Below are 25,033 nucleotides of genomic sequence, written 5' to 3'. Positions count from 1 at the left end.
ACACTTTGATAATCCGGCTAAGCGAGCGCGAGCCAGGTTGCACCAGATGTCGGCCGGACTGAGATAGGCGAAACGAGCTCCAGACAGAGAAGCCGAGCAAGAAGCCAGATACGGTCGCTCGGGAGCGGGCAAAAGCCGCCGCCGAACAGCGGAAGGCCTTCCGGATCATCGTGGAACCTTAGCCGGGTGCTGTCCTCGCCCGTAAAAGAAGAAACCGGTCAATATGTCGAGGACCTCATAAGAAATGATTAAGGTGTCCCGCTTACTTTACCGCTCGATCCTGACCTCGCCCGTCCGGATCACCTGTTTGATATTTGGCCCCGTCACGTCAGCGTGACGGGGCTTTCCATTTTGTCGGCTTGGGCTAGTTTGAGTCAGCTACAGACAAATGACGGCCATTCCAGCAAACTATAGGAAGCTTCGGCGCCTGTGTTCGGAGCGGCGTTTGGATCGCCTGCCCCGTGGGCCGATTGACGAACGCAACCGGAGCGGCGACCTGCTACTTGCAGCCGCGGCAAATCGTGAGCTTGCCCTTTAGTTTGTCATCTTCCCTGGGATCGACCGATTGCTGCCCAGGGACACGATCCGCTTCTTGACCGCGCTTGGACTGCTTTGCCGCGCGCGACCTGACGGGTCGCGTCGTCCGGCTTGACGCGTCATTGTCGTCGACGATGCCGACGCTAAAGCCATCGTAATCGGCGGCCGGCTTGGCCAACGGCGGCAGCCTGTCGATCACCGGTGCTGGCGAAACATCGTCGGGCGCCGACGGCGTGTCCTTGACAGTGGCAGATGGGGCGGATGCCAGTGGCGGCACATCTTTAGCGGCTCGGGCTGGAACCGAGCCCTTGGCGGTCTCCGCCGGCGGCGGAACGTCATCCATCGCCGGTGACGACCCAACATTGCTCTTTGCCGATGACGTCGGATGTTTGCCCGCCGCTCGCGGTGGCGACACGCTCGGTGCGGCCATCGGCGGCCAAACGCTGTTGGTGGGGGCGGCGGCCGGAGGTGCCACCCCCTGTTCACTCAACGGCGGCGGCGGAGCAAGCGAAAGCGGCTGGGCCAGCGACGTCTGACATCTCGCGCTGTCGTGGAAAAAAACACCAGCGGCCAACAAGCCAAGGGCAAACAGCGCAGCGTTTTTCATTGGCGTTCCGCAAATCGCTTTAACTGAAAGGAATGAATCGCGTGACTTGGCCACGCTTCGGCAAAAATATCCATGCCTGAGATGGCGGTTAAAATTGACTGAAATGGGGTGTCACCGGCGGAAACGAGCGCACTTCGGTCCGCTTGTGATCTTTTGGCAAGCCTCGTTATCAGCCCCTTGGGGTCGCTCGGAAGTCCATGCGGGCCGATCGGATGTCCCTGTGGCTTCGCAGCCGTGACGATCAACGCTTGCGGTGCGGAGCGCACTGATCTCCGGCGCAGACATCGTCAAACCTTCGTATAGTTCCCTTCATCTATTTTCATAGCCTCGGCTTACGCTGGTACAATTGAGCGACCGCTGGGGATTCTTATGCTTGCGGCGATCGTGGCCCGCAACTGCGAGGGTGCGCCTCCTCCCCGCGCCTTTCGAACAGCGAACGCCCCTAAAGCGCGGTGAGATTGGGATCAATCATCGTCGCGCTTTAGCTTCTTGCCTGAGCATGATTTCCGCGAAAAACTAGAGGTCGAAATTCGTGGGCAGCATGACAACGTCGCGAATGGTCATGCCGCGGTGGTCGAACAACTCTGTGACTTTCGCTCAGCCGCAGTTTCGTGCCGGCCGGGCCAGTGATCGAGAAGCATGCGGCGCATTCGGACAGCTATCTCGGCGAGGCGGATGCATCGCGCTCAGCATGATAGGCCTGCATATCCGCCCCGAACCGACGGGCTTCTCTTGGCGGGATTTCGATCGACTTGCGCTTCATCTTCTGAAGGCAGGCCCGTACGCCGCGGATTGCGAATCAGCCGGAGGCGCACCGTTAGGTGGGGCAACCAGCATATTTTCCGGCGCTCCCCATCAGACCACAGGCGGGCGCAGTGATGGCGCCCGACTTCAGCCCGTCGTAGACCGCATTGCCGATAACACCGGCGAGAACGCCCAATCCAAACGCGACCAAAGCCGGGTTGCCACCTGAGACCTGCTCCAGGTGATCGAGGGACAATTCGTGGTTGATGCTCGGCATGTTGAATCTCCTTTGCTTTAAGTGACGGGGCATCCATCACTAGGGATCATGCAACAAGCCGAGCCGCTGATCTGTGACTGGGATCACGCGCCGGTAGGTCGTTCGACCTTGAGCTGGGCGCGTCCCGCCCCCGCCAGGACAAAGCATTTTGAGGCGGCCCCGGCGGCACAGTTTCCTTGGGAAATTAATCGGGCACGGTTGGCCCGGGGTCATTCGAGCGGCAGAGAAAGCACCGAAGACTTATTGCCCTGCTCGCAACCTGTTCGTCCCTTGGGCGGCAGAGTCGGAACCGAGGCAACCGCGGCCAACTCAGTCTGACTCATGAATCGGGCCAGATTAGCGTCCGATGACCACTCCACGTAACGAACGGCCAAAATGGCAACCGCCAATACGATGAGCATGCCGACAACTGAAATAGTGGCTGTTCGCGACCAGCTTTCGCCGCTGATTAATGGCATCGCGAATTCCTCCGACGCCGAAGTTGTTACCCCTTAGAGCAGTTCGTCAGTTTCAAATGTGAACGACCTTACATTTCACGCGCACTTGATGATGAGGCAGAAGTAGCGGCCTGTGGTAGGCTCTGTCCTTCGAACGTGGAGGGTGAAATGCGCGGCACTTCCGCCGCATCGACACTCCGGGCGATCTGGAGATTTGGATCGCAAGCAGCGATGATTATTCGTTCGCTATCAGAAACGAGAGCCGAGGTGGACCTCGCTTGCATGGAGAGCCGTTGTTTTTTGCGTCATATCGCCCCGACTTTCTGAATATTACCTGCGGCTCAAGGGTCCGGATCACCCTTCAGCAAGTTCGCTGACGCCGAGCGGGCCTGTCCTTGGTCGCCTCATCATCAAGGGATAACTACCGTTGTCCGCGCAAGGCGGGGCGAAGTCGTGGCGCGAAATGCGCCGCAGGGAGCATGACTCCCAGCGGCGTTTTCCGTGGGCAGCGAGCACCGAGGCCGGATTTGGACACTGAACTCATCGATGCAGGGTCACTGCCTTAGCCGGGTGGAAGGTAGCCGCCCGGCTTTAGCTCCTTCACCATCGCGAGATTCTTGTCGATAGCCGCCAGCAGCTTGTCGAACGCATTTGCAGGAACACTGACCGGGCTGGACGGCTTACCTCCCGAAACTGCTCCCAGCTCGTCGGCTGACAGTTCATGAATGCTCGTCATCTTCATCTGCTTTCCTCCTGTTGCCGGCGGCTGCATTGCCACCTGGTGCAGGATGGATACGAACTCCAAGCGACGGTTGCTGTGACGTGCGTCACACGCGTGAAAAATCGACGCCGACAACTGGCGCTCATTTTGGGCAGCACCTCTACCGAACCAATGATCGAGCCTCGCTTGCCACAAGCCGTGCAGGTAAACCGCGGCTCGAGATCGGACAGACGCATCTCGTCAGGCTCCGCATCTAACCTCGGTGAGGTGGTCACGCTCGCTCCGCTATCGAGCCGACACCGCCTATCCATGTGTCGATGACCTCAAAGTTCGGATTAAAGGCGACAAGATCAGCGCGGTATCCGCGCGCGATCCGTCCAAGCTCGGACTCAAGACCCAGAAATGTCGCGGGTGTCCGGGAAGCCAGGATAAGGGCGTCGATAAGGGAGATACCGACGAGCACAACGGCGTTGCGCACCGCCTCGATCATGGTGAGGTGAGCGCCAGCGAGCGTGCCATCCGGGCCGGTCAGGCGATTTTCGTGCAATGTAATTGGCCTTCCTTGCAGCAAGAATTGCCGATCGTCCGTACCCACCAATGGCATGGCATCGGTGACCAGCATCAATCGATCGCGTCCCTTGCAGCGGAAGGCAACACGCAAACCAGCGCGATCAACGTGAATGCCGTCGCAGATGATTCCTGCAAACAGCCGGTCATCTTCAAGCGCAACGCCCACCAAGCCCGGCTCCCGGGCGTTCAACTGCGACATGGCGTTGAACAGATGGGTCACCCCCGAGATACCACGATCGACCGCTGGCCGGATTTCGGCCGCGGCGGCGTCGCTGTGGCCGGCAGAGATACGCAATCCGGCACCGATCAATGCGTCTATCATGGACGCGGGAACGCATTCCGGGGCCAGGGTCACAATGGAGCGGCCGCGGCCCCCGAAACTCGTGATGGCGGCGAGCTCGCGCTGATCCGGCACGCGTATCTCGGCTTCCGGATGAATGCCCTTGCGAGATCTGTTGAGAGCCGGACCTTCCAGATGAAAGCCGAGTACGCCAGGAATTGCGAGGCACGCCTGAGCTACTAGCGCCAATTGCTCAATGACCTCGCTTCGATCGGTGATGAGGGTTGGCAAGCAGCCCGTGGTCCCCGCCTTGCGGTGCGCCGCCACGATACGTCGAATGCCGGCTTCCGTTGGCTGGTCGTTGAGAAGAACACCCCCGCCTCCGTTCACCTGAATGTCGATGAATCCAGGTGCAAGAATGGCGTCTGCGGGAAGGTGGATTGAAGCGCGCGCTTTCTCGCCGAAGGTAACGCTTTCAATCCGCCCCTGCGAGATCCTGACCAACCCCGGCCCGCGCATGTCGGCACCATCAAAGATGTGCTGTGCGGCAATCGAGAGAAAGACGGCTTGGCCCATCAGTGCTGATCCAAGAATGACAGTCACGGACTCGTGAAGCGCGCCCGCTACCCCACGGGCCCTTATATGTACAGGACCGGCGTCGGAGGACCCGGAGCTAAATACTCGCGTTAACGTTCCATGGGAACAAAAGGTGCCACGTATCTCGGTATTGATGGCGGTGGAACCCGCTGCCGCGCCCGGATCGAGGACGAAAACGGCAGGCTACTCGGCGAAGCAAGTTCGGGACCTGCCACGACGCGGATTGGCATCGAGAGGGCCTGGCGGTCGATCATGGACGCCACCGAATTGGCGGCCGCACAGTCCGGACTGACGCATGAGGATTTCGCGCGGATGCACACCGGAATTGGGCTTGCCGGGATTGGTCGCCGGGGCGCAGAAGCGGCGCTCAACAAGATCGCCCATCCCTTTGCGTCCGCTGTCTTCATCAGCGACGGCCTCGCGGCCTGTCTCGGCGCCCATAGCGGCGCGGACGGAGCCATCGTGGTGACGGGCACAGGCTCGGTGGGTGTCGGCCTGATCGACGGGCACGAAATCCGTCTCGCCGGTTACGGCTTCCCCGTGTCGGACGAAGGTAGCGGTGCCGACATCGGCCTGCAGGTTGTTCGACTAGCGCTGCGGGCTGCGGATCACCGCGGCGAGCTGACCTCATTGCTTTCAGAGGTGCTGGAAGCATTTGATCATGATCCCTATCAGGCCGTGCCCTGGTCTGAAGAAGCCAAAGCCACGGACTACGCTGCGTTCGCGCCGATCGTGGTACGGCACGCCAACCTGGGCGATCCGGTCGGCCGCCGCATTGTCGAACGTGCGGCCGATGCCATTGGCGATCTACTTGATCTGTTCCTGGCGAGAGGAATTGACCGGGTCGCGCTGGTGGGCGGGCTCGCGGATGCCATTGTGCCCTGGCTAACGCCTGATCTACGCGCCCGCCTGAGACGTCCTGACGGCGACGCAGTGGCCGGTGCGTTACTTATGGCGCGAGGGCGGCTGGACCTCTCCAAGAGAGAAACTGACTATGAACAGGCTTCAAAGTTCCGCGTTTGATGGCGCTTGGATCAACAATACGGCCACGGAAGAAGTCGATCTCCGATTTGCCGACCTTGATGCATGGCCGCTGGCGTCAGCGATGGAAGCGATGTGGGAGGGCCAGCTTGCGGCAGTCTCCGCGATCGGCCATGCCCTTCCCGTGATCACTGCGGCGGCTGAAGCGGCCAAGATGGCGTTGGGCGATCGCGGTCGCATTGTATACGTCGGTGCCGGCACCTCAGGCCGGGTGGCGGTCCAAGACGGCGCCGAGCTGACGCCGACCTTCGCCTGGCCCAGCGAGCGCGTCCGCTTCGTCGTCGCCGGCGGTGACAGCGCATTCGTCACCAGCATCGAAGGCGCAGAGGACGACGTCGGTGATGCGGTCGCGCAAATCAATGCCGCGCGGCTGACGCCGCACGACGTGGTGATCGCCGTTGCTGCCAGCGGCACCACACCATTCACGGTGGCGGCGCTGCAGCAGGCAGGCTCTTTCGGCGCAGAGACGATCGGTATCGCCAATAACCCGGGCACCACCCTGCTGGCATCGGCAAAGTTTCCGATCTTGATCGAGACCGGCCGCGAGCTGATCGCCGGCTCCACGCGGATGAAGGCGGGTACCGCTCAGAAGGTTGTGCTCAACCTGATCTCCTCAGGGATCATGCTGCGTCTTGGCCGGGTGTATCGCGGCATGATGGTGAACATGCCGCCGACAAATGCCAAGCTGAAGCGGCGCGCCGAGGCTATGGTGGCGCAAATCGCGCACTGTGATCCGGCGCACGCGGCACACTCGCTTGAGCAGGCCGAGGGAGACATCAAGACGGCAGTCCTTCTGGCGTTGGGTGTCGATAGGGCCGATGCGGAGACCGTTCTGAAGAAGTGTGACGGCAACCTTCGGCGTGTGTTTGTCGAGCTTGCCAAGACTCGTGACCGGTACCAAGCGAGCGGCGGAGCGCAGGCGAGGCGGAGCGATTGAGCCGTGCCGACATCCGCGATGGCGAGCGAAATCGGGGAAAGCGCGGATGTTGTCGCCAACCTTGTTCGCAGCCGCCCCACGACGCGCAACATCGCACAGCGGCTTCGGACTGGCTCCATCCCCCTGTGCGTCGTGTGTGGCCGGGGAAGCTCTGGGCATGCCGGGGTTTTCCTAAGATACCTCGTCGAGACGCGACTTCGCCTTCCCGTTTCAGCCAGCGCTCCGTCGGTAATCACGGCATTTCGCACGCCCCTGATGCTGCGTGATGCGCTGTTCATTGTGATCTCACAATCGGGGCGCAGCCCGGATCTTGTCGCAGCGACCAGGTCAGCGCGCGCCTCAGGCGCCCGGACCATCGCCATCGTCAATGCGACGTCGTCACCAGTGGCTGACGAAGCCGAGTTCGTCATTCCGATCGAAGCCGGCCAGGAGCACTCCGTAGCGGCGACGAAGACCGTGATCGGCTCGATGGCCGCCAGCGTGGGACTTGTTGCCGAACTGGCGGAGGATCGTGTGCTGCGGTCGGCCCTCGACAGGCTGCCTGAGCGGCTGCACCGCGCGATGGCGCTCGACTGGTCCGAGATTGCCGATGATCTCGCGAAGGCTTCAGCTGTTTTTGTGGCGGCCCGGGGCTTGGCCCTGGGCTCGGCGAGGGAGACCGCGCTCAAACTTTCGGAAATCCTGCGCCTGCCCTCCATCGGTCTGAGCGCCGCCGAGCTGCAGCATGGGCCACGTGCCGCGTTATCGTCGGGCACGCCGGTCATCATGATGCGCCTCATGGATGAAACGGCGGCCATGGTTGACGCATTGGCAGAAGAATTGCGTGAACAAAAGATCGAGCTGCATCTCTGCGGCGGACCGCGTGGCTCGCTGGCCTGGCTTACTGAGGATGACCTCGCCACCGATCCGATCACCATGCTCGTGCCGGCCTATCGGATGATCGAGCAGACGGCACGTGCCTTTGGATTTGACCCGGATCGCCCCCCTCGCCTGCGCAAGGTTACCGAGACGTTTTGACAGCTGACTGATCAGTGGCCGACAGCCGAAGGCTGAAGCACTGCCGCACCAGACTTGCACCAGAAACGACCTCGCCCGTGTGCAGCAAACGCGATAAGAAACAAACGAAAAACCACAAAACGTGCGCTTCGCGGACCTTGCAAGCTACTGCGATTGGAAGCAACGATGTCAGGACTCTTGGGTCCGTTCTTCCGAACGGCTCTCAGACTGTAAGCTATTGCTCTGCCTGATGCACCAGCAGCTCGGCAATCCGATCATCAGCGCGGCGGAGCCTGCGACAAAGTTCGCGGCTGATATTCTGCATCACTAGGACGTACCCGTGGATGTCTGCTTTGCAATACATGTAGAGGTTTCGAGCCGTGAGCTCATACAGGACAGTTGCGCTTTGCGCGGCGACGGAGGCGGATCGATTTTGCATTTCGATGAGCGTCATTTCGCCAAAAAATCACCGGGCGCAAGACTCGCCATCCGAATCGAGCGTCCCGAATGCCCAAGCCTGCTCACGACGAGCTCGCCGGAGTGAACGACGAACATTGAACGCCCCGGCTCTCCTTCCGCCACAATCGTCGCGCCTACCTCGAAGTGGCGCTCGACGAGCATTGGGATCAACAGATCAAGGCTTGTATCTGACAGCCCTCCGAAGAAAGGCGTGCCGAGCAGGAAAGCTTTCAATTCGGGAGAGCTGACAGCCATCGCGCCACTATACTGCCACTACGTTGTCCTGCCTCAGTCGCTTACCTTGTTAGATCCTTCCGCAGTCTGATCCGACTCTTCTCCAAGCCAGACCGAGATAGCGATTGACGGGACCACCTGCCGGGGCGTGTGTGGATTGAGGGTCCCCGCAGTCACGACCAATCCTTGATCGAGTTTCTCTTTCGCGAACAGCTTGGCCTCGGTCTCCGTCTCAAATGTCCTGGTCAGCCGAGGATGTCGTGGCTTTGGCAACATCCCTCGACGTTGCTGCACCTCAAACGTCACGTACCACGTGTGCCTCATCGAACGCTCTGAATGCAACGGGTCACAAAGCTTCCTTGCCGGGAAATGCTCTGCTCGTGACCCGCATGACGGCATTAACGGCGCGCTCCAACGCGATTGACACCGCCGTTTGCGTTACCACCAGCGTTATGACGGACCGCCGCGCGCGCCACCGGACGCGGCCGAAGCACGACGCCAGCCCGCGCCACGCAACCTGCCGGATAACCGACATACGTGCAGTAAACCACGGCGTTGGCCGGTGCCGAACTGACCGCGACACAGGCGATCCCCAACATAAGGCTCGCCGCAACGCCCGCAACTGTCACTGACTTGGTCGAAAGAATGTTGGTCCGACGCATGGTGATCCTCCATCTGCGTAGTCATAAAAATCAAGAGGGGAGGCTAAGCGGCACACCACCCCTCTTGGCGTTACGGCAACTTTACTGACAGACGTACATGTGGCCGTCAGCCCATTTGGTCATCGTACCCGGTTCGCAGCCGATGCCGTTGGCTGCTTTATATTCCGTCCATCCGGCATAGCCGTAATACGGGCTGATCCCGTGGTAGGCTCGTGCCGGATAGTATGGTTGACCGAAGTGGGGATCGGTCTGGGCAGCGTATGAGTTGGTCCAATTGTTCGTGCCCCAGCCCGCCGTTGTAGCGGCTGCCGTGGCGACTGCTGCCGTGGCAGCGACGCCCGCGCCAACCCCGTATCCGTAGACGGCGCGCCGGGTGTGGCGACGCGCAACGCCTGCCGCGCTCATTGGCGTCAATGGTCGGCCGATGCGCGCCTGAGCGGTTTCGACTGAGACCGAAATGCCGCCTTGCTCGGTCCAAGCGATGGAGAACAGTACCGCGCAGGCGAAAGTCGAACTTGCAATTGCAGTATTCCGGCCAATTCTTTGCGTCATGTTCAATCTCCAGCGTTGAATACTTCAATGTCTCCTTCCCAAACAGTCCGATAGATGGACGCTGCGATTGATTTGCCGCCTATCGCGACCGCGATTGATCTATGTCAAAGGTCGAGTGTTCCCAAATGGGGAAAGTAGCTGCCGACCACCCATGCCTCGAAGCGGTTTAGCTGGCGATAGGCGTTCGGCGCTGCTCTGATCCATGCATCAGCAACGTGCAATGGCGGATGGAGCGATCCATGCCAGTGGCGCGATACTTCCTGTACGTCGGCGGAGCGTTGCTCGGGCTGCTGTTCTTCTTGGATGCTTTCCTCCCGGACTCCCCCGAGGCCAAGCGGCCGGACGGTGTCCGACCAGCTATCCGCATACAATCGATGGAAAAGCTGCCTGACCTGGTTGTGTTCGATACCGCCCAAGCAATCACGGTAGATGAACACATCGCAGGTGATGATCCTCCTACGACCCCTGTCGAGGCTGTCCAAGCGCGAGCTGAAAATCGAAAGGTCTTTGCCCAGATCGTCCAGCAGGTAGTCGAGCGCGGAAAGGCAGCGCCGCCAAGACAGAGGGAAGTCAAGCCACAGCGCAAGTACGCACATGCAAGGAGACACGCACCGTCGCGTTACGCATACTTCATTGATCGACGTCCGCGATATGCGTGGTTCGATAGGCTTGACTGGTGAACACGCGACATGCCGCTGCCGTGAAGAGAGAGACCGACACCCAACACAACGAGCCGCCGCTAAGCGCGCGTACGCTGGCGGGACCGTCGAAGGATCGCGGATATGTGAGTGCAACCGTCCAATGACATAGATCAAGCAACGGACGGGCAAAGCGAGTAAACTTCTCATTATGGGGCAAGCAAGCAAGGAGGCGGTCATGATCTCTCGACGCAAGCTTCTTTCTTCTTTGGGCTTGGCGAGCGCAATAGCGGCGCTCCCGACCGTGCTGATGGTCTCTGATGCGGAGGCGCAGACGGCTGGCATGGAAAGGCGTCAAGATCGACGCGAGGGCCGGCGCGAGCGCCGCGAGGGTCGCCGTGAAGCGCGCGAAGTGCGGCGTGAGGGTCGCCGTGAAGCGCGCCAAATACGGCGCGGAGTTACGCCGGGGACAGGCGTCACGACGGGGACAGCCAAGTAGAGCTTGGCTACAGCGTCTAGGGATTCGATAGGATCATCATCTCCGCTCGTCGTCCCGATGCAGCGCTTGCATTAGCTCGCGTGCATGAAGGGAAAATCCGACGCGCTCCCCACGGTGGTCCGTGTCCTCTGCGGCTCTTTGGCAAGGCCGGGACCGCGCGACCGCACTTGCCGAGGTCATCCGGTGCGAGAAAATCCGTGGTTGCAGTTACAGGAGGCGGTGCGTCCTACTCGGTGTCCGCTATGCCCCGATAGCGACCAGAATTCCGCATCGCCGCGAAATGACGCGATAGGCCAGAAGCGGAAGTCAGCGTACGGCTGAATGAAAGAGGCCGCCTCAGTTGGCGGCCTTTGTGTAGAGCGGCCCCAGCAACATTGGGGGGCCTGTGGATGGTGAGTTGCTGGGGCCATCTACCGGCCCGTCCCGCGTTAAAAACGGGCCAGGTTCAGAAAAGCAACGCAGCGCCTGTGACGATGACTGGAAGTAGCCCGAGAAGAACGAGCGCGGCGTCATAAAGCACTTCCGATGTCTCGGAGAGCGCCGCAGCGGCGCGACGCCAGCCAATGATGATGGAAACGCGCAAGCTGCGCTGATCTGGGCCACCATTCGAAGCAGAATCCAGAAGACGATATGTCATTGGAAACTCCTGCCTAGATAGACTTATCTTAGGCAGGGAACTTTTCCCGCGCAAAGTGCAATTTGTGCCACAACTACCTGATCCCGTATTTCTACGGCTATAGGTCAAGGAGCTACCGCCTTAGTTTGAATTTCGGTGCTGTTTGCTAGATTCATGCTTCGGCGCCATAGGCTCATGTTGGATGCCGCAGCGCTTCACTTGGTAGTCATCCCAAGCGATGCCGACCCCCTTTTTCTTTGCGGGGTGGTTGTATTCCGCTTTGTACTGCGCTCGGCACTCTTCCATGGTCGTGGCATTGGCGGACGAGGCGAACAAGCTGAGCGCGGCAACGATAATTAGACACCGACCCATGGAAATCTCCCCCATCTTGCCAAGCCCGGAAACGCTGGAACTACTTCCGTGCCATCCGTTGATCTGTGTCAAGGAACTCCGTTCACGCACGGAGAACTAGGCCGTGGACTTAGAACGAATCGCGGATGATCGGAAACTATGTGCCCAGAACGCGGAATATGCCCCTCGGTAATCCTACTGAGAACAGCGGACGCCGCTTGGTTGATGCGGGGTTAAGTCCAAAACTAGGCCACTCGAATTTTCAAAGCAGGCCACTAGAGATGAGGCCAGACCGGCACCTGCATAGGAATAAACGGTGACGCCGGTACGTATTGAGAACCGCGCGGGCGGGTCCCCTCGGGGTCAGGACCAGACATCCCGCCCCTACCCGGCCTCGCGTCTGTTCCAGCCAATCACTCTCGTGCCGTTGTCAGTGGCTTCGAATTAGAAAACTTGGCCATGCTTGAATCAACATCGGACATTGGCGCTTGGTCGATCATGATGAGGCCAGCGGCAGGGCGATCCAAGTCCAGGATCACGTAGACGAGTCCGCACAACAGCAAGCCGGTTAAATAGATCGGCATGCGGGCACGCTGCACGTCAACTCCGCCTGCGTAACCGGCGATGCCGGTGCTAACAACAGTCATCACGACCAGCGCAAGGAGCACGACGTTGGGGATTCGGTTGCGCAGATGCGCCAGGCGCCTGCCTTGACTGTCAATTATTTCATTGAGCGACTGCATGAACAAGCTGAGCGGTATCAATACTTTCTCTTTCGCTGCTAAGGCTTCCGCATGCAACCAAAGCGCCTCATGGATTTCGTTAGAGCGAGCAATTACTGTGGGAAGGTCGATTAACGACCGACCTGTATTAGCACCTTCCACACGGATGCGCGCGTATTCCCGCAGCAACTTCAAGCTTTCAGTTCGATGCGGCTCGGGGAGAAGGCGGGAGCGGAGCGCCGTCGTTCCGATCGCATTCGCTTCATTGACGACGGCTTCACGTCTCGCTTCAAATCGCGTTAGCGCCATAAAGAAGGTGAAACCGATTATCAGCGCGAGCAGCCCGATTAGAGATTGCTCCAGCGCAAAAATATTCGATCCGCCGCGACCTTTAATGCGCGTGCCAATCCGCCAGCCGATTTCAATCGCTACGACAACGAGAGCCAATAAACCGACGAACAGTGACAAAAGGGAAAATTGATAAAGATCCAGCATTGTCTTTACCGAAAGACATGTTCGGCTCGTTCAAGGCGCCCCTGCCTAGCCGGAAGCCATCCAAAGAATTGCAACCCAAACGACCAGAAGCGCGACGGTAATCCCGACGACCTTCAAACCCGCGTGATCTCTCGTCGGTATGGGAGCCTTAGTCATGTTCACGCGCCGCAGCTTTCGCAGGCGATTTGCGAGTTTGGCACTCTCGAACTCACCAAATCGTCTTCCCGCGAACTCTAGGGTTTGGCGAATGGAACCACAGTTCCGTTGATCTAGATCAACTGACTCGGGGGATACCGTTCGGTGACGCCCCTCAGCGCCGCTAGGGCCTAGGAGGCTCGTACAGACGGCTGTAGGGGCACGCCCCGTTGCACCACGGCCGTAGACCCACCAGCGGAGCCCGCATCGGCCACATAGCCGATACAGCACACACAAAAAGCACAAATGAACAAAGAGAAACACAATGGCGAGATTGCCACGAGGAAAGACTAAACACCCGCCCTCTCATTCAGAGGCCATGAAGGCCAAATGGAAAGACCCCGAATTCCGGGCAAAAATGGCTGAGCGGGACAGCAGGACGGAAGAGCTTCGCAAAGCGGACCCTGCGCGCTTTACCCGTACAGGTATCCCAAACGGGATGAAGCGGGATGAGGCAGATAGAATGTGGTCTGTCGCTGAGGGACAGGCCGACAAGATAATCCAGACCCTGAAGGCCGATGGGCTGCTTCCGGAGACAGCAACTGCAACCACAGCAGCAGCTCAGTCTAGCATCCCTGTCCCAGACACAGATGAGGGGACGGCTGAGGTTGTGCTCAGGGGAGGCTTTCAAGCTCGCCTTGGGGCCAACAGGCAAGAGGGCAAAGCTTCAGGCCCTAGACATCATTCTCAAATACACCCCCCTGAAGGAGGATGCTGACGACATACGGAAGACCATTAACAGCTTGGCAGGGCGTGAAGTGGCTGTGGTGCATCATTCCGGGAGCTACGCGACGCCTGAGCAGCTACACGAGAGTGATGTGGTGGTTATTACCCACACAGCATTCATCAACGCCAAGCGGGAAACTAAGGGCCGTGATTGGAAAGCTTGGGACCGCTTGGTATCTTGGCGTGGTGGAGACAGGCTCCTCACTGTTATCGATGAGGCGCTGGCCAACGTGGTCGATGAAAGCAGCGCAACCACCGAGAACCTGGGCTTTGTCATCAACCTCATTCCACCGGCATTGCGCTCAGCATTCCCACAGCAGGTGAGCGTTCTCGAACAGGTGCATGGCGTACTCGCTGCCTACGCCGATCCTGATGACCATGACAGCCCCATGGCTCTGATCTGGGGAGAAGGCGGCGCGCCGGTTGGCGTAGACTTCACACCCTTCATCTTGGCTATGAGTGCCCTGCTCTACGATCAAATTGTGTATGCCCGGAGCAACACCAAGGATCGGGCTCGCCTAGCCGAACGTGTAGCTGAAACCATCACGACGGTGCAGACGTGTCTTGAGCAGTTCGCCTATTGGGCATAGCGCGTCCAATACCGTGAGAGATCAGGAAGTCACTTTTGGTCCTTGATGGCTTGAGTTTGCGATCATGGAGGCGTTGGGTACGACTGCTGCGTTCGATCGAATTGCTGCGAGGCGAACTCAAGTAACCTGGACGGCACTGCAACCTAGTAACGGCCACCTGTCAGCTCTCATCTTCGCCTTCCGGACCGAACAAGCACATTTGGTCCGACGCATCTCTGGTGCCCGTCAAGTCTTTCGTATGCGTCGCGTTGGACGTTGGCGCATTTCTTTCTCCGAGGCTTCTTGCTGAGCCTCGAGTCGCTGCACGAAAATCTTGGCCGCACGTGAAATGTGGTCGCGGCTCAGCGTCTCTGCGCGCGCGCCGTCGCCGGCGATGATGGCGTCGAGGATAGCGACATGTTCGTTGAGAATGGACTGGGGCATCTGTTCGTCATCGCGCAGGACCTCGCCCATCACGCGGCGCAGATAGGGCCAGTGCGGCGCCGTCGTCTCACCGATCAGGGGATTGCCGGCGAGTTCATTGACGAAGGCATGAAACCGCATGTCGGCTTCGATCTGCTCGTTGAGTGATCCGCTTTTGACTGCCTCACGCCCGAGCTCGAGATAGGCCGGGCCTTCTTGTTTTGCGCGCTCCGCGCCGCGTTGGGCAGCAAGGTGAGCCGCCAAGCCGTCGAGCATGGCCCTGACTTCATAGAGATTTCGGACAAATTCGACGTCGAGCGGCGCGACGATCAGCCCTCGTCCGACGGCCTCTTTGACCATTCCGCGGTCGCGCAGGAGCAGCAGGGCCTGCTGGACAGGCTGCCGCGACACCCCATAGGCGCGGGCCAACTCGTCCTGGATCAGGCGTGAGTTTGCCGGCAGTTCGCCGTCAACAATCTCGGAAATGATAGCATTTACAACCTGTTCGACCAAGGTCGGTGGGGTTTGGACTTGAGACATGCGAACTCCGGAGGGGCAGCCCGCGAATCTTTAGCACCGCCATGCTCAAAAATCTATTGCATCGAATTCGAATTCAGAATACGAATTCAGTATTCGAATACAGAGCCGCGGCACCGCGGTCTTCACATGGGAGGATGCAATGCTCACGGTTAGCCGTCGCTCGCTGTTGAAATCCGCTGCCGGAGCCGCCGCGGCAGGAACCCTGTTCAAAAGCCCCGCAGTTTTGGCGCAGACTGCCCCGCTCAAGCTGAAGTTCGGCAACGACCTGCCCGTCACCCACTCGGTCAACGTACGGCTGAAGGAAGCGATCGACGCGATCACGGCCGAAACCAAGGGACAGGTCACGATCAACCTGTTCCCGAATAACCAGCTCGGCAGCGATACCGACATGATGACGCAGCTGCGCTCCGGAGCGCTCGAATTGGCGACCATGCCCGGCACCGTGATGTCGACCCTGATCCCGACTGCCTCGCTGACCGGCGTTGGCTTCGCCTTCACCAATTACGACAAGGTGTGGGCCGCGATGGACGGCGAGGTTGGCAAATTCATCCGAGGCAATATCGAAAAGACGGGTCTCGTCCCGTTCGAGGCGGTTTGGGACAACGGCTTCCGCCAGATCACAAGCAGCACGCGTCCGATCAAAACGCCCGAAGACCTCGCGAACTTCAAGATCCGCGTTCCCGTCGTGCCCCTTTGGGTCTCGATGTTCTCCGCGTTGGGCGCCGCCCCCGTCAGCATCCCGCTGAATGAGGCCTACTCCGCATTGCAGACCAAGATAGCGGATGGCCAAGAGAACCCGCTTGCGCTGATCGAGTCTGCAAAGTTCTACGAAGTCCAAAAATTCTGCTCGTTGACCAATCACGCCTGGGACGGCTTCTGGCTGATCTCGAGCGGCAGGGTCTGGAAAACGATACCGAAGGATGTTCAGGAGGTCCTGCAGAAACACTTCAATGCCGCTGCCAAGGAGCAGCGTGATGATATCGTCAAGGCCAACACGGAATATCAGAAGCTGCTGGAGTCGAAGGGCCTGACCTTCAACGTTACGCAAGCCGATGCCTTTCAGGCAGCGCTGGCCAAGACGTCCTTCTACAAGGACGCCAAAGCCAAGTTCGGCAACGAGGCCTGGTCATTGCTGCAGAAGTATGCCGGCAACATCGGGTGATCGCCATGCACCTGGCAGAAGACATCGATACGACGGCGCGACTTCCCGCTGCGAACTCCACAGGCAGCCTGCGAACAATCGAACGCGGTTTGGCCTCGATTGTCGGAATCGTCGCGGCGACCCTCGTCGTCGCAGAAATCGTCGTGCTCTTTGCCGGAGTCTCCTCCCGCTATCTGCTTCACAAACCGCTGATCTGGACTGACGAACTCGCCGGCATTCTGTTCCTCTGGCTCGCCATGCTCGGCGCCGTGCTCGCATTTCAGCGGGCCGAGCATATGAGAATGACGGCGGTCATCGGCATGTTGAGGCCGAGCGCGAGAGCGTTTCTGGACGTGCTGGCGATTGCCGCGCCCCTCGCCTTCCTGCTGCTCGTGATTCATCCTGCTTACGAATTTGCGTCCGACGAGCTGTTCGTGACGACGGCCGCCCTCGACATCTCCAATCTATGGCGTGCCGCCGCCCTTCCCATCGGTCTCGGTCTGATGATCCTGTTCGCCTTCCTGCGCCTCGCGTCGGTCGGCGACTGGAAACTGACCGGCAGTGCCGTCGCTCTCATCTTGGCTGTAGGCGGCGTATTCTACTTCCTCAGCCCGGTCCTGATTCCGCTCGGCAACATCAACCTGCTGATCTTCTTCGTCGGCCTTGTCGTCATCATGGTATTTGCTGCTGTGCCGATCGCATTCGCATTCGGCCTTGCGACCTTCGCCTATATCACCTTGACGACCTCGACGCCGGCTACTGTCGTCGTGGGACGCATGGACGAAGGCATGAGCCACCTGATCCTATTGTCGGTGCCGCTCTTTGTCTTTCTCGGTCTGCTGATCGAAATGACCGGAATGGCTCGCGCTATGGTCGGCTTCCTTGCAAGCCTGCTGGGCCATGTTCGCGGTGGTCTGCAATATGTGCTGGTTGCGGCCATGTACCTCGTGTCCGGCATATCGGGCGCAAAGGCCGCGGACATGGCGGCCGTCGCCCCGGTGCTGTTCCCGGAAATGATCAAACGCGGCGCAAAGCCCGGCGATCTGGTCGCCCTTCTCTCGGCAACCGGAGCACAGACCGAAACCATTCCGCCGAGCCTCGTGCTCATCACGATCGGATCGGTGACCGGCGTCTCGATCGCGGCGCTTTTCACCGGTGGCTTGCTGCCGGGGCTAGTCCTCGCGGCCATGCTGTGCGCCGTGGTCTGGCGGCGCTATCGCATTGATGACCTCTCCCACGTCAAGAAGGCTGCCGCGAGCGAGATCGGAAAGGCGCTGCTGATTGCACTGCCTGCGATCGCGTTACCTTTCGTGATCCGCGCGGCGGTGGTCGGTGGTGTTGCCACCGCAACCGAAGTCTCCACGATCGGCATCGTCTATTCGGCGCTCACCGGGCTTTTGATCTATCGCAGGTTCGACTGGAACCGCCTCTACCCGATGCTGATCGAGACTGCGGCACTGTCGGGCGCGATCCTGCTCATCATCGGCGCTGCAACTGGCATGGCCTGGGCCCTCACCCAATCCGGCTTCTCCGCGTCGCTCGCGACGATGATGACCGGCCTGCCGGGCGGAGCACCGACGTTCCTTGCAGTCACCATTGTCGCCTTTGTCATCCTCGGCAGCGTGCTGGAAGGTATCCCCGCCATTGTGCTTTTCGGACCCTTGCTGTTCCCGATCGCCAAGCAGGTCGGCGTGCACGAGGTTCACTACGCGATGGTGGTCATTCTCGCGATGGGCATCGGCCTGTTCGCCCCGCCCTTCGGCGTTGGCTACTATGCCGCCTGCGCTATCAGCCGGATCCATCCCGACGAAGGCATCAAGCCCATGCTCGGATACATCCTGGCACTGCTGATCGGTACCATCGTGATCGCGGCCGTGCCCTGGTTCTCCATCGGACTTTTGTGAACACGCATTGACCCACGCCCTGCGGAGCAGAACATGAAAGACCTTCTGAACTTCGGACAGATGCTGTCGGTCCACGCGCGAGTCACCCCCAACCGCGTTGGCGCGCGCGATCTCGAACGCTCCATGACCTTCTCGCAGTGGAACGAGCGGTCGTGCCGGCTGGCAAACGCCCTGCTCGGTCTGGGCCTTGCCAAAGGCGATCGGGTCGCCATTCTCGCCTATAATTGCGTTGAATGGTGCGAGATCTTCGCTGCGACAGCAAAGGCCGGCCTCGTCGCGCTGCCGATCAATTTCCGCCTGATCGGCAAGGAGGTGCAGTTCATCGTCGACAATGCGGAAGCCTCCGCCATCATCGTCCAGGACGAGTTGGTCGGCCTCGTCGAGGAGATCCGCAAGGATTTGCCGATCAAGCAGGATCGCTTCATTCACTTCGGCACCCAGCCGTGCCCGGCCGGCTACCGTCCATACGAAGACTTTCTTGCAGCCGGCAGCGGCCGTGAGCCTTCGCAGATCGTGGCGCTCTCGGATCCCTGGACGCTGATGTACACGTCAGGCACGACCGGCAACCCGAAGGGCGTGGTGCGCAGCCACCGCAGCGCGGTTCTCTTGTCGATGGTTACCGAAATCGAGCTCGGGCTGCACCGAAATGACGGCGCCCTGCTCGTCATGCCGATGTGTCACGCCAATTCGTTGAATTTCTTCGGCGCGTTCGGCTATTGCGGCGGCGTGAACTCGATCTATTCGCGCAAGAGCTTCGATCCCGAGCATGCCGCTAGGACGTTGGCCGAAGGCGGCTCGACCTTCACCTCGCTGGTGCCGACGCACTACATCATGATGTTGGGCCTGCCCCGGGCGGTGCGCAGCAAATACAACTACGACGCAGTGACCAAGCTGATGATCTCATCGGCTCCCGCCCGCCCCGAGACCAAGCGGGAAGTCATGGAGATGTTTTCCAACTCGGGCCTGTTCGAGCTCTATGGCGCGACCGAAACGGGCTGGGTGACCATGCTTCATCCCCACGAGCAGTTCACCAAACTGGGATCGGTCGGCCGCGAATGCGTCGGCGCCGCTCCCATCCGGATTCTCGACGAAGCCGGCAATGAGGTGCCCGACGGTCAGGCCGGCGAGCTTTATTCGTGCAACGCTCACACGTTCGACAGCTACTGGCGCCTGCCCGAGAAGACCAAGGAGGCGTTCCGCGGTGACTATTGCTCGGTCGGCGACATGGCTCGCCGCGATGAGGATGGCTACATCCACCTCTCGGATCGCAAGAGCAATATGATCATCTCTGGCGGCGAGAACATCTATCCGTCCGAGGTCGAGGCTCTGGTTGGCGCGCATCCCCTCGTCAAGGACGTCGCGGTGGTCGGCTTGCCCGACGCAAAGTGGGGCGAGCGTGTTCACGCGGTCATTGTCCTTCATGACGGCGCGACGTTGAAGGAGGCTGACCTGATGGAATGGTCGAAGGAACGACTCGCCGGCTACAAGCGGCCGCGATCCTACTCTTTCATCGCGGAAAGCGAGATGCCGCGCAACGCGACCGGCAAGGTCTTGCATCGCGAGTTGAAGAAGAAATTCAGCAGCTGACATGAATGTCGGGATGAGCCATCGCGCATTAAGATCAGCGTTAAATGCACGCCGTCTTGAATTCCGCACTGCCGATCTTCGCGCTGATCCTGACAGGGTTTGCCTGCGGCTATTTCGGCCTGTTCGATCGGGTGGCGACCGACAACCTCAACCGCTTCGCGGTCTACCTTGCGCTTCCCTCGCTCATGTTTGTGGCGATGTCGAAGATCACGCTGGATCAGGTGAGCCAGCTTGGCTTCGTCGGGGCCTTTTGTGGCGGATTCGCCGTAAGCTTCGCCGTCGCCTTCGTCGTCAGCCGCTTCCGCGGCCGGCGCGTTGCCAGTGCCAGTATCGAGGGCCTGGACGCCGGCTACAGCAATGTCGGCTTCATGGGCATTCCTATGTGCCTGCTGGTGTTCGGACCGGAGAGTGCGCCCGCGTCGATCATCGCGACACTCTTTACAGCCTGCGTCCTGTTCTTATTCGCGGTGATTGTCGTCGAGATCGACCTGCAGAAGGGCGGCAGCTTCTGGTCGACCGGAGCACGGGTGATCGTCTCCGTGTTGCGCAGCCCTCTTCTGATCGCACCAGTGGCAGGCCTCGCGGTCGGTCTGAGCGGGCTCAAATTGCCCGCCCCTGTAGAAAGTTTCACGAGCCTGCTCGGCGGTGCAGCGTCGCCGGCCGCTCTGGTCTGCATAGGGCTCTTTCTGGCGCAGGAGCGCGTGGTCACCGACGATGCGATGTCGATCGCCATCCTGGTCGTGCTGAAGCTAATCCTGCAGCCCGCCGTCACGGCGTTCCTTGCATTCTACGTTTTCTCGATGCCGCCATTGTGGTCGCATTCGGCGGTCATCCTGAGTGCGCTACCCATCGGATCCGGACCGTTTACGATTGCAAAGCTCTACGGCCTCGAGGCCGGCGTGACGTCGGGCGCCATCCTTGCCTCGCACGTCTTTGCCGTCCTGACCGTATCGCTGCTGGTCGGATGGTTAGCCCAGATTTGAGGAAATGATCACCCAAGAGGGAGTTTTCAGATGAAAGTCCTGCCCGATAGTGCTGCCGACCTGATTGCACGCCTCCTGAAGCGCCGCGGCATTACGCGCGTGTTCGCGCTCTGCGGCGGGCACATCATGCCGATCTGGATGCGGCTCGATGCGGAAGGCATCCGTATCATCGACGTGCGCGACGAGCGTGCCGCTGTGCACATGGCTCAGGCCCATGCGGAACTGACCGGCGAACTCGGCGTGGCGCTGGTCACCGCCGGCCCCGGCATGACCAATGCCATCACCGGCATCGCCAACGCGCATGTTTCGCGAGCCTCGGTGCTGGTGCTCTCCGGCGGCAATCCCCGCCCCCAGGAGAACCGGGGCGGCCTTCAGGATATGGATCACACGCAACTGGTGCGCTCCATCACGCGCTACGCACGTACGGTCCGCGAACCGTCGCTGGTGCTTCAAGAGCTGGATGAGGCGATCTCGCGCGCCTTTGGCGAAGGCGGCGAGCCCGGTCCCTCCTACATCGATTTTCCCACCGACACATTGCGCGGTATCGTGCCGAAAGCGCTGCAATTGGAGGAGCATCTCGCGCCAAAGCCGCGTGCGGTCACGCGGCCAGACCCGGATCAGGTGTCCAAGGCGGTCGATGTGCTCTGGTCAGCTCGCCGCGTGCTGGTGATTTCCGGCCGAGGCGCTCGCGGCGCGGGATCTGAGCTGATTTCGCTGCTGGATCGCCTTGGCGCCGTATACCTCGACACCGGCGAGAGCCGCGGCCTGGTGCCGGACAGCCATGCGTCTGTCGTCGGCGCGATGCGCGGCGCGGTGATGAGCGACGCCGACGTTGTACTGACGATCGGTCGCCGGCTCGATTTCCAGCTCGCCTATGGATCGCCTTCCGTATTCCAGGACGCAAAGTTCGTCCGCGTCGGCGATACGCCGTCGGAAATGCGCGACAATCGTCGTGGCGCGGTTGAGATTCTGGCTTCTCCGGCCGAGACGCTCCGCGCGATGGTGGAACGTGCCGGCAATCGAGAGTCCAAGGTCGATCGCCTGTGGGCGGCGAAATTGCGCGCCGGACATGAACAACGCGCCAGGAAGCTGCAGGAAACCATGGCAACCGCGCCCAATGGCTCCGACGGCAAGCTGCACCCGAACAAGGTGCTGTCGGCGCTGCAAAGGGCGATCGGCAATGACGCCGTCGTCATCACCGATGGCGGCGATTTCCTTGCCTTCGCCCGTGTCGGCCTCAACGCTCCGCTGATGCTTGATCCCGGCCCCTTCGGCTGCATCGGGATCGGCGTGCCCTACGGCATTGCCGCCAGCCTCGCATTCCCCGACAAGCCGGTCGTGGTCGCGACCGGCGACGGTGCTTTCGGCTTCAATGCCGTCGAGGTCGACACCGCCGTCCGTCATAAGGCACCCGTCCTGATCGTCGTCGCCAATAATGGCGCCTGGCAGATCGAGGTTCATGACCAGACCGTCACCCACGGCAAGGTGGTCGGGACCCGATTACAGGTGGCGGATTATGCCGGCATGGCACGGTCGTTCGGCATGCATGCCGAGCGCGTTGAGACCGAAGAACAGCTTGGACCGGCAATCGAGCGCGCACTGGCCAATCGTCCCGCCCTCCTCGACATGGTCGTGACGCCCGACGCGATTTCCTCCGACGGCAAGACAGGCCTTGCCTGGGTGCCGGATCTGCAACCGCTCGCGGCTTGGGATGAGGCCGAGCGCAAATGGCGCGCGTCCTGACTTCATTGCCTCGCCAAGACCAATCTTTGGGAGATGCCAGTGTTTGAAGTTCGCGATCGGCACGTCCTGGTGACCGGCGGCTCGAGCGGGTTTGGCCGTCATTTTGCAGGCTTCCTGGCCGGCAATGGTGCGAAGGTCACGCTGGCGGCCCGGCGCGTCGACGCTTTGGCATCGGTGGTAGCCGACATCGATGCATCGGGCGGCAAGGCACAGGGAGTCACGCTCGACGTCAGGCTGGCCGCCAAGGTCGACGAGGCGATGAAGCAGGCCGAAGCGGCCTTTGGTCCCATTCATGCCGTCGTCAATAATGCCGGCGTCACTGCCACCAAGCCTGCGCTCGAGCAGGATGAGGGCAACTGGGACAGCGTTATCGATACCAATCTCAAGGGTGTCTGGCTGGTCGCGCAAGCGGCAGCGCGACGGATGGTTGCCAACAAAGTCAACGGCTCGATCGTCAATATCGCGTCCATTCTCGGGCTGCGTGTCGCCGGCGCGGTCGCGCCGTATGCTGTCTCAAAGGCCGGTGTGATCCAGATGACCAAGGCACTCGCGCTCGAATGGGCGCGCTACCGCATCCGGGTCAATGCGCTCGCACCGGGCTATTTCGCGACCGAGCTCAACGACGATTTCTTCGAGAGCGATTACGGTAAGGCGTTGATCAAGCGCGTTCCGCAGCGCCGTCTCGGTAAGATCGACGAGCTCGATGGACCGTTGCTGCTACTGATTTCGGACGCGGGCTCGTTCATGACGGGTAGCGTCGTCGCGGTCGATGGCGGTCATCTCGTGTCCGGGCTGTAGAAGCGAGATGACGATGCAAATCGCTGGGGTCAACGGGATCGATATCGCGTACGAGGTTCGAGGGTGCGGGCCGCCACTCGTTCTCGTGATGGGCTATCGTTTGAGCTCCGCGGCTTGGCCCACCGCTTTTGTCGACAGGCTTGCGCGCGAGTTCACGGTTCTCACGCTCGACAATCGCGGCACCGGGCAGAGCGACAAGCCGGTTCACGGCTATGCGCTTGCCAACATGGCTCGCGACATCCATGACCTCCTCGACGTGCTTGATCTCGAGCGTGTCCATCTGCTGGGCTATTCGATGGGCGGCGCGATTGCCCAGGAGTTCACGCGCCAGTTCCCGGAGCGCGTGACGAGCCTCATTCTCTGCGCGACCATGTGCGGGGGCGTTGAGGCCACCTACGCGAATGCACGAGTCGTCCGGGTCATGCGCGATCTTGATGGCCTGTCTCCAGAGCAGGTCGCGCGACAAATCTGGAAAGTCACTTACGCGCCTGCATATTTGGCGCAAAATCAAGGTGCCGCGGCAGCCCAGATGCGACGCGAGATCGCGCTACCCACGCCCCTGCACGCGGCCGACCTGCAATTTCAAGCCTTCGCGGAGTTCGACGGATCGAAGGCGCTCAACGACATTCGCTGCCCTGCTCTCGTCCTAACCGGCGATCTGGACGAGCTGATTCCGCCCCAGAACTCGCGCTTGATTGCCAAGCGCATTCCCAACGCGAGGCTGATTGTCCTTTCTGACGGCGGGCACCGCGTGCTCTGGGAAAGGACGGAAGAATGCATGCATCACATCGTCACGTTTCTCGCTTCCGTCGACCAAGAACAAGCGATCGCACCGGTTGCCCAGCACCTTGCACGCGCGGATCGGTCAACGTCGAACCCGTTTGCATCCGTGTTCGACATGTTCACGACGTGGCCACTTCTCCTGATGTCAGCCTCATCCAAATCTCTGACTTGCGTCCGACGGTCGATCATGGCGGGAAGCCTGTCCCGTTACGGTGACGGCAAGCCGGTCATCCTGGCGACGCCGCAGTTCGGCAGCGACGTCATGTTTCTCCCGCTGTCAGCTTGGCTCCGGGCCATTGGCTATCGTCCGGTGATCACGCGTCTCACAATCAACCTTTCCGGCTCGGCGCGTCAGGAAGTGCACTCAAAAGCCATTTGCGACGTCGTGGAGCGGGTGGGAAGAAAAGCGGTGCTGATCACACATTACGTCGGCATGGCTAAGGCGCTGCAAACCGCAGAATCGCACGACAAATGGATTTCCGACGTGATCGTTCTGGATGCGGCAAACCGATCAACGTCGAACGAACCGCGCACGCATTTTATTTCGACGAGTTGGTACATGTTAGATAGCATTCTCGAACTGTCCCGGATATTGCGCGGCATCGGCATCGAATTGATAGGACACCCCGGTGCGGGGGTGGCTCCGAACGATGCCGAAGTTTAGGGAAA

Annotated in this window: 23 protein-coding genes and 1 pseudogene; 11 read left to right on the top strand and 13 right to left on the bottom strand. The window is 60.4% G+C overall.

Features of this window, described 5'->3' with window-relative positions:
* Nucleotides 1-499 precede the first annotated feature (499 nt).
* The 5 genes from ACVIW0_RS13250 to nagA form a co-directional block, all read right to left on the bottom strand.
* Nucleotides 500-1,144: a hypothetical protein gene (locus tag ACVIW0_RS13250; RefSeq protein ID WP_461352738.1), complete on the bottom strand. Its 645-nt coding sequence runs from the start codon at nt 1,142-1,144 to the stop codon at nt 500-502.
* Nucleotides 1,145-1,961: 817 nt separating this feature from the next.
* On the bottom strand, nt 1,962-2,165 hold the full coding sequence (locus tag ACVIW0_RS13245; protein WP_229193883.1) for a hypothetical protein: 204 nt from the start codon (nt 2,163-2,165) through the stop codon (nt 1,962-1,964).
* Between the two features lie 209 nt (nt 2,166-2,374).
* Nucleotides 2,375-2,623 carry a hypothetical protein gene (locus ACVIW0_RS13240; RefSeq protein WP_461352737.1) on the bottom strand — a complete coding sequence of 83 codons (249 nt, stop codon included), beginning with the start codon at nt 2,621-2,623 and terminating at the stop codon, nt 2,375-2,377.
* A 541-nt stretch (nt 2,624-3,164) separates the two neighbouring features.
* Nucleotides 3,165-3,344, bottom strand: a complete 180-nt coding sequence (locus tag ACVIW0_RS13235) for a hypothetical protein (protein ID WP_229193884.1) — start codon at nt 3,342-3,344, stop codon at nt 3,165-3,167.
* A gap of 250 nt (nt 3,345-3,594) precedes the next feature.
* The gene (gene nagA / locus ACVIW0_RS13230) at nt 3,595-4,749 is read right to left on the bottom strand and encodes an N-acetylglucosamine-6-phosphate deacetylase (RefSeq protein ID WP_461352736.1); all 1,155 of its coding nucleotides are present in this window, start codon (nt 4,747-4,749) and stop codon (nt 3,595-3,597) included.
* Between the two features lie 120 nt (nt 4,750-4,869).
* Between nagA and ACVIW0_RS13225 the strand changes: the two genes are divergently transcribed.
* The 3 genes from ACVIW0_RS13225 to ACVIW0_RS13215 are packed head-to-tail and all read left to right on the top strand — an operon-like array spanning nt 4,870 to nt 7,765.
* Nucleotides 4,870-5,793, top strand: coding sequence for a glucosamine kinase nucleotide-binding domain-containing protein (locus ACVIW0_RS13225; RefSeq protein ID WP_461352735.1), 924 nt, complete (start codon nt 4,870-4,872; stop codon nt 5,791-5,793).
* Nucleotides 5,765-6,748, top strand: a complete 984-nt coding sequence (locus ACVIW0_RS13220) for an N-acetylmuramic acid 6-phosphate etherase (protein ID WP_229194049.1) — start codon at nt 5,765-5,767, stop codon at nt 6,746-6,748. The genes ACVIW0_RS13225 and ACVIW0_RS13220 overlap by 29 nt, the downstream gene beginning before the upstream one ends.
* Nucleotides 6,749-6,766: 18 nt before the next feature.
* Entirely contained in the window at nt 6,767-7,765 is a 999-nt protein-coding gene (locus ACVIW0_RS13215) for an SIS domain-containing protein (RefSeq protein ID WP_461352734.1), read from the top strand.
* A 214-nt stretch (nt 7,766-7,979) separates the two neighbouring features.
* Here ACVIW0_RS13215 and ACVIW0_RS13210 read toward each other — a convergent pair.
* The 7 genes and pseudogenes from ACVIW0_RS13210 to ACVIW0_RS13180 form a co-directional block, all read right to left on the bottom strand.
* A pseudogene (locus tag ACVIW0_RS13210) lies at nt 7,980-8,458 on the bottom strand (Crp/Fnr family transcriptional regulator).
* A gap of 377 nt (nt 8,459-8,835) precedes the next feature.
* Complete coding sequence (locus ACVIW0_RS13205; RefSeq protein WP_461352733.1) at nt 8,836-9,099, bottom strand: hypothetical protein; 264 nt, start codon at nt 9,097-9,099, stop codon at nt 8,836-8,838.
* Between the two features lie 81 nt (nt 9,100-9,180).
* Nucleotides 9,181-9,651, bottom strand: coding sequence for a hypothetical protein (locus ACVIW0_RS13200; RefSeq protein WP_461352732.1), 471 nt, complete (start codon nt 9,649-9,651; stop codon nt 9,181-9,183).
* A 104-nt stretch (nt 9,652-9,755) separates the two neighbouring features.
* A complete protein-coding gene (locus tag ACVIW0_RS13195) occupies nt 9,756-10,247 on the bottom strand; it encodes a hypothetical protein (protein ID WP_461352731.1) in 492 nt (163 codons plus the stop codon).
* A 986-nt stretch (nt 10,248-11,233) separates the two neighbouring features.
* Nucleotides 11,234-11,425 (bottom strand): hypothetical protein, encoded by a 192-nt coding sequence (locus tag ACVIW0_RS13190; protein WP_461352730.1) that lies wholly within the window; start codon nt 11,423-11,425, stop codon nt 11,234-11,236.
* A gap of 120 nt (nt 11,426-11,545) precedes the next feature.
* Entirely contained in the window at nt 11,546-11,848 is a 303-nt protein-coding gene (locus ACVIW0_RS13185) for a hypothetical protein (RefSeq protein WP_461352729.1), read from the bottom strand.
* Between the two features lie 320 nt (nt 11,849-12,168).
* Nucleotides 12,169-12,972: a bestrophin-like domain gene (locus ACVIW0_RS13180; RefSeq protein WP_461352728.1), complete on the bottom strand. Its 804-nt coding sequence runs from the start codon at nt 12,970-12,972 to the stop codon at nt 12,169-12,171.
* Between the two features lie 833 nt (nt 12,973-13,805).
* On the opposite strand from ACVIW0_RS13180, the gene ACVIW0_RS13175 reads away from it, so the two are divergent.
* Nucleotides 13,806-14,483, top strand: coding sequence for a hypothetical protein (locus ACVIW0_RS13175; RefSeq protein WP_461352727.1), 678 nt, complete (start codon nt 13,806-13,808; stop codon nt 14,481-14,483).
* A 225-nt stretch (nt 14,484-14,708) separates the two neighbouring features.
* Here ACVIW0_RS13175 and ACVIW0_RS13170 read toward each other — a convergent pair whose 3' ends face one another.
* Nucleotides 14,709-15,425: a GntR family transcriptional regulator gene (locus ACVIW0_RS13170; protein ID WP_461352726.1), complete on the bottom strand. Its 717-nt coding sequence runs from the start codon at nt 15,423-15,425 to the stop codon at nt 14,709-14,711.
* Nucleotides 15,426-15,564: 139 nt separating this feature from the next.
* On the opposite strand from ACVIW0_RS13170, the gene ACVIW0_RS13165 reads away from it, so the two are divergent.
* The 7 genes from ACVIW0_RS13165 to ACVIW0_RS13135 are packed head-to-tail and all read left to right on the top strand — an operon-like array spanning nt 15,565 to nt 25,028.
* Nucleotides 15,565-16,587, top strand: coding sequence for a TRAP transporter substrate-binding protein (locus ACVIW0_RS13165; protein ID WP_461352725.1), 1,023 nt, complete (start codon nt 15,565-15,567; stop codon nt 16,585-16,587).
* 5 nt (nt 16,588-16,592) lie between these two features.
* Complete coding sequence (locus tag ACVIW0_RS13160) at nt 16,593-18,470, top strand: TRAP transporter large permease (RefSeq protein WP_461352724.1); 1,878 nt, start codon at nt 16,593-16,595, stop codon at nt 18,468-18,470.
* Between the two features lie 33 nt (nt 18,471-18,503).
* The gene (locus tag ACVIW0_RS13155; protein WP_461352723.1) at nt 18,504-20,057 is read left to right on the top strand and encodes a class I adenylate-forming enzyme family protein; all 1,554 of its coding nucleotides are present in this window, start codon (nt 18,504-18,506) and stop codon (nt 20,055-20,057) included.
* Nucleotides 20,058-20,101: 44 nt separating this feature from the next.
* The gene (locus tag ACVIW0_RS13150) at nt 20,102-21,040 is read left to right on the top strand and encodes an AEC family transporter (RefSeq protein WP_461352722.1); all 939 of its coding nucleotides are present in this window, start codon (nt 20,102-20,104) and stop codon (nt 21,038-21,040) included.
* Nucleotides 21,041-21,070: 30 nt separating this feature from the next.
* On the top strand, nt 21,071-22,783 hold the full coding sequence (locus tag ACVIW0_RS13145; protein WP_461352721.1) for a thiamine pyrophosphate-binding protein: 1,713 nt from the start codon (nt 21,071-21,073) through the stop codon (nt 22,781-22,783).
* A 33-nt stretch (nt 22,784-22,816) separates the two neighbouring features.
* Nucleotides 22,817-23,581, top strand: a complete 765-nt coding sequence (locus tag ACVIW0_RS13140; RefSeq protein ID WP_461352720.1) for an SDR family NAD(P)-dependent oxidoreductase — start codon at nt 22,817-22,819, stop codon at nt 23,579-23,581.
* A gap of 7 nt (nt 23,582-23,588) precedes the next feature.
* On the top strand, nt 23,589-25,028 hold the full coding sequence (locus ACVIW0_RS13135; protein ID WP_461352719.1) for an alpha/beta fold hydrolase: 1,440 nt from the start codon (nt 23,589-23,591) through the stop codon (nt 25,026-25,028).
* The last annotated feature ends 5 nt before the right edge of the window (nt 25,029-25,033 follow it).

The organism is Bradyrhizobium sp. USDA 4454 (genome assembly GCF_054822705.1).
Note: the sequence above shows the minus strand (reverse complement) of the source record. Positions and strands in the feature narration are given on the sequence as shown.

Bases quoted from the DNA above. Each gene is read 5' to 3' on its own strand.
- ACVIW0_RS13250 (WP_461352738.1), bottom strand. From the start codon at position 1,144: ATGAAAAACGCTGCGCTGTTTGCCCTTGGCTTGTTGGCCGCTGGTGTT.
- ACVIW0_RS13245 (WP_229193883.1), bottom strand. From the start codon at position 2,165: ATGCCGAGCATCAACCACGAATTGTCCCTCGATCACCTGGAGCAGGTC.
- ACVIW0_RS13240 (WP_461352737.1), bottom strand. From the start codon at position 2,623: ATGCCATTAATCAGCGGCGAAAGCTGGTCGCGAACAGCCACTATTTCA.
- ACVIW0_RS13235 (WP_229193884.1), bottom strand. From the start codon at position 3,344: ATGAAGATGACGAGCATTCATGAACTGTCAGCCGACGAGCTGGGAGCA.
- nagA (WP_461352736.1), bottom strand. From the start codon at position 4,749: ATGGGCCAAGCCGTCTTTCTCTCGATTGCCGCACAGCACATCTTTGAT.
- ACVIW0_RS13225 (WP_461352735.1), top strand. From the start codon at position 4,870: ATGGGAACAAAAGGTGCCACGTATCTCGGTATTGATGGCGGTGGAACC.
- ACVIW0_RS13220 (WP_229194049.1), top strand. From the start codon at position 5,765: ATGAACAGGCTTCAAAGTTCCGCGTTTGATGGCGCTTGGATCAACAAT.
- ACVIW0_RS13215 (WP_461352734.1), top strand. From the start codon at position 6,767: ATGGCGAGCGAAATCGGGGAAAGCGCGGATGTTGTCGCCAACCTTGTT.
- ACVIW0_RS13205 (WP_461352733.1), bottom strand. From the start codon at position 9,099: ATGCGTCGGACCAACATTCTTTCGACCAAGTCAGTGACAGTTGCGGGC.
- ACVIW0_RS13200 (WP_461352732.1), bottom strand. From the start codon at position 9,651: ATGACGCAAAGAATTGGCCGGAATACTGCAATTGCAAGTTCGACTTTC.
- ACVIW0_RS13195 (WP_461352731.1), bottom strand. From the start codon at position 10,247: ATGTGCGTACTTGCGCTGTGGCTTGACTTCCCTCTGTCTTGGCGGCGC.
- ACVIW0_RS13190 (WP_461352730.1), bottom strand. From the start codon at position 11,425: ATGACATATCGTCTTCTGGATTCTGCTTCGAATGGTGGCCCAGATCAG.
- ACVIW0_RS13180 (WP_461352728.1), bottom strand. From the start codon at position 12,972: ATGCTGGATCTTTATCAATTTTCCCTTTTGTCACTGTTCGTCGGTTTA.
- ACVIW0_RS13170 (WP_461352726.1), bottom strand. From the start codon at position 15,425: ATGTCTCAAGTCCAAACCCCACCGACCTTGGTCGAACAGGTTGTAAAT.
- ACVIW0_RS13165 (WP_461352725.1), top strand. From the start codon at position 15,565: ATGCTCACGGTTAGCCGTCGCTCGCTGTTGAAATCCGCTGCCGGAGCC.
- ACVIW0_RS13160 (WP_461352724.1), top strand. From the start codon at position 16,593: ATGCACCTGGCAGAAGACATCGATACGACGGCGCGACTTCCCGCTGCG.
- ACVIW0_RS13155 (WP_461352723.1), top strand. From the start codon at position 18,504: ATGAAAGACCTTCTGAACTTCGGACAGATGCTGTCGGTCCACGCGCGA.
- ACVIW0_RS13150 (WP_461352722.1), top strand. From the start codon at position 20,102: ATGCACGCCGTCTTGAATTCCGCACTGCCGATCTTCGCGCTGATCCTG.
- ACVIW0_RS13145 (WP_461352721.1), top strand. From the start codon at position 21,071: ATGAAAGTCCTGCCCGATAGTGCTGCCGACCTGATTGCACGCCTCCTG.
- ACVIW0_RS13140 (WP_461352720.1), top strand. From the start codon at position 22,817: ATGCCAGTGTTTGAAGTTCGCGATCGGCACGTCCTGGTGACCGGCGGC.
- ACVIW0_RS13135 (WP_461352719.1), top strand. From the start codon at position 23,589: ATGACGATGCAAATCGCTGGGGTCAACGGGATCGATATCGCGTACGAG.